Source organism: Microbacterium petrolearium (genome assembly GCF_054782875.1).
Window position 1 is genome coordinate 1 of the sequence record NZ_BAAGRQ010000080.1, and the last position, 590, is coordinate 590.

General features: G+C 68.5%; 1 pseudogene. It reads right to left on the reverse strand.

The annotated features are described in order from the left end of the window. A pseudogene (locus tag ACYVJ0_RS13720) lies at positions 1-590 on the reverse strand (PQQ-dependent sugar dehydrogenase); the annotation flags it as partial.

Consider the following 590-nt stretch of genomic DNA (forward strand, 5'->3'; position numbering starts at 1 on the left):
CGTCCGGACCGAACTCGAGGTCGATCGGGTTGTCGTGCGTCTTCATGCCCGCGGCCTCGAAGGCGCTGTTGGGGAAGAAGTCCTCGATCGTGCCGACCTCGAACGTGGACCAGTCCACGCTGAACGCCGCGTAGTAGTCCTGGGAGAACTCACCGAAGAACGCCTTCTTGTCCCAGTACTCGGGGAACTTGCCCGGCGCGGTGTTGTCGGCGTCGTAGTGGTAGACGGGTCCACCCATCGGGCCCTGACCGTTGCCCGTACCGAAGTTCACCAGCTCGTCACGCGGCTGGTCGCCCGGCCGGTCGCCGTAGTACAGGGTCGCCGCGCGAGACGCGGGCAGGTCGGTGAGGCCCGTGTTCCAGCGGGAGTTGTTCTGCGGCGCGGCGCAGTCGAAGAACTCGCCCGGGGTGGCGGTCCCGAAGTCCCACTCGTTGTACGCGGCGTTCGGGCCGTGGCAGTACGGCCAGCCGGAGTTGTGCGGGTCGTCGAGGCCCACGGCGTTCCACTCCACGTAGCCCATCGGGCCACGGTCCGGGTTCGCCGCGCCGGCGTCGGGCCCGTAGTCACCCCAGGTCAGGGAGTTCGTCCCC